The 2,668-nt window shown below is 67.7% G+C and carries 2 protein-coding genes; both read left to right on the top strand.

Translation table 11 applies throughout. The features are described from left to right. A partial coding sequence (gene fliF / locus ABY44_RS01235) for a flagellar basal-body MS-ring/collar protein FliF (protein WP_431640753.1) occupies window positions 1–1,630 on the top strand: 1,630 nt, incomplete at its 5' end. After that, window positions 1,620–2,615 carry a flagellar motor switch protein FliG gene (gene fliG, locus ABY44_RS01230; RefSeq protein ID WP_027788887.1) on the top strand — a complete coding sequence of 332 codons (996 nt, stop codon included), beginning with the start codon at window positions 1,620–1,622 and terminating at the stop codon, window positions 2,613–2,615. The genes fliF and fliG, both read left to right, overlap by 11 nt. Window positions 2,616–2,668: the final 53 nt, after the last annotated feature.

Genomic DNA, 2,668 nt, shown 5'->3' with positions numbered 1-2,668 from the left:
CGCGGAACGCATTCCCGGCATCTCGCGGATGAAGGGCAACCCGAAGCTGCCGTTCCTGATCGCCGTCGCGTTCGCGGTCGCCGTGATCACCGCGCTCGTGCTGTGGAGCCGCGCGCCCGACTATCGCGTGCTGTACAGCAACCTGTCGGATCGCGACGGCGGCGCGATCATCGCCGCGCTCCAGCAGGCAAACGTTCCCTACAAGTTCGCCGATGCCGGTGGCGCGATCCTCGTGCCGTCGAACCAGGTACATGAAACGCGCCTGAAGCTCGCCGCGATGGGGCTGCCGAAGGGCGGCTCGGTCGGCTTCGAGCTGATGGACAACCAGAAGTTCGGCATCAGCCAGTTCGCCGAGCAGATCAACTACCAGCGCGCGCTCGAAGGCGAGCTGCAGCGCACCATCGAATCGATCAACGCCGTGCGCGGCGCGCGCGTGCATCTCGCGATCCCGAAGCCGTCGGTGTTCGTGCGCGACAAGGAAGCGCCGAGCGCGTCGGTGTTCGTCGACCTCTATCCGGGCCGCGTGCTCGACGAGGGCCAGGTGCAGGCGATCACGCGGATGGTGTCGTCCGGCGTGCCCGACATGCCCGCGAAGAACGTGACGATCGTCGACCAGGACGGCAACCTGCTGACCCAGACCGCCTCGGCATCCGGCCTCGACGCGAGCCAGCTCAAGTACGTGCAGCAGGTCGAGCACAACACGCAGAAACGCATCGACGCGATCCTCGCGCCGATCTTCGGCACGGGCAACGCGCGCTCGCAGGTCAGCGCGGACCTCGATTTCTCGAAGGTCGAGCAGACGTCGGAAAGCTACGGCCCGAACGGCAATCCGCAGCAATCCGCGATCCGCAGCCAGCAGACCAGCAGCGCGACCGAGCTCGCGCAGGGCGGCGCGTCGGGCGTGCCGGGCGCGTTGTCGAACACGCCGCCGCAGCCGGCGTCCGCGCCGATCGTCGCCGGCAACGGCCAGAACGCGCCGCAGACGACGCCCGTGAGCGACCGCAAGGACCAGACGACCAACTACGAGCTCGACAAGACGATCCGTCACCTCGAGCAGCCGATGGGCAGCGTGAAGCGGCTGTCGGTCGCGGTCGTCGTCAACTACCAGCCGGTCGCCGACGCGAAGGGCCACGTGACGATGCAGCCGCTGCCGCCGGCGAAGCTCGCGCAGGTCGAGCAGCTCGTGAAGGACGCGATGGGCTACGACGCGAAGCGCGGCGACTCGGTGAACGTCGTGAACAGCGCGTTCTCGACCGCGAGCGACCCGTACGCCGACCTGCCGTGGTGGCGCCAGCCCGACATGATCGCGATGGCGAAGGAAGCCGCGAAGTGGCTCGGCATCGCGGCGGCCGCGGCGGCGCTCTACTTCATGTTCGTGCGCCCGGCGATGCGCCGCGCGTTCCCGCCGCCCGAGCCGGTCGCGCCGGCGCTCGCCGCGCCGGAAGATCCGGTCGCGCTCGACGGCCTGCCGGCGCCGGAGAAGGCCGAAGAACCCGACGCGCTGCTGCTCGGTTTCGAAAGCGAAAAGAACCGTTACGAACGCAACCTCGACTACGCGCGCTCGATCGCCCGCCAGGATCCGAAGATCGTCGCCACCGTCGTGAAGAACTGGGTGTCCGATGAACGCTGAAGGCTTGACCAAGAGCGCGCTGCTGCTGATGTCGATCGGCGAGGAAGAGGCCGCGCAGGTATTCAAGTTCCTCGCGCCGCGCGAGGTCCAGAAGATCGGCGCCGCGATGGCCGCGCTGAAGAACGTCACGCGCGAGCAGGTCGAGGACGTGCTGCAGGAATTCGCGAAGGAAGCGGAGCAGCACACCGCGCTGTCGCTCGATTCGAGCGACTACATCCGCTCGGTGCTGACCAAGGCGCTCGGCGAGGACAAGGCCGGCGTGCTGATCGACCGCATCCTGCAGGGCAGCGACACGAGCGGCATCGAGGGCCTGAAGTGGATGGACTCGGGCGCGGTGGCCGAACTGATCAAGAACGAGCACCCGCAGATCATCGCGACGATCCTCGTGCACCTCGACCGCGACCAGGCATCCGAGATCGCGTCGTGCTTCACCGAACGCCTGCGTAACGACGTGATGCTGCGGATCGCGACGCTCGACGGCATCCAGCCGGCCGCGCTGCGCGAACTCGACGACGTGCTGACGGGCCTGCTGTCCGGCAGCGACAACCTGAAGCGCAGCCCGATGGGCGGCATCCGCACCGCAGCCGAGATCCTGAACTTCATGACGAGCGTGCATGAGGAAGGCGTGCTCGAAAGCGTGCGCCAGTACGACGCGGATCTCGCGCAGAAGATCGTCGACCAGATGTTCGTGTTCGAGAACCTGCTCGACCTCGAGGACCGTGCGATCCAGATGGTGCTCAAGGAAGTCGAGTCGGAAACGCTGATCATCGCGCTGAAGGGCGCGCCGCCCGCGCTGCGCCAGAAGTTCCTCGCGAACATGTCGCAGCGCGCGGCCGAACTGCTCGCCGAGGATCTCGACGCGCGCGGCCCGGTACGCGTGTCCGAAGTCGAGACGCAGCAGCGCCGCATCCTGCAGATCGTGCGCAACCTGGCCGAGAGCGGCGCGATCGCGATCGGCGGCAAGGCGGAAGACGCGTATGTCTGATTCGGCGAGCGATCGCGCGGGCACCCTCACCGCCTACCAGCGGTGGGAGATGG

This window comes from Burkholderia sp. ZZQ-2 (assembly GCF_050768715.1).
Taxonomy (GTDB): Bacteria; Pseudomonadota; Gammaproteobacteria; order Burkholderiales; family Burkholderiaceae; genus Burkholderia; species Burkholderia cepacia.
The sequence above is the reverse complement of the archived record's forward strand: the minus strand, read 5'-3'. Positions and strand labels throughout refer to the sequence as shown.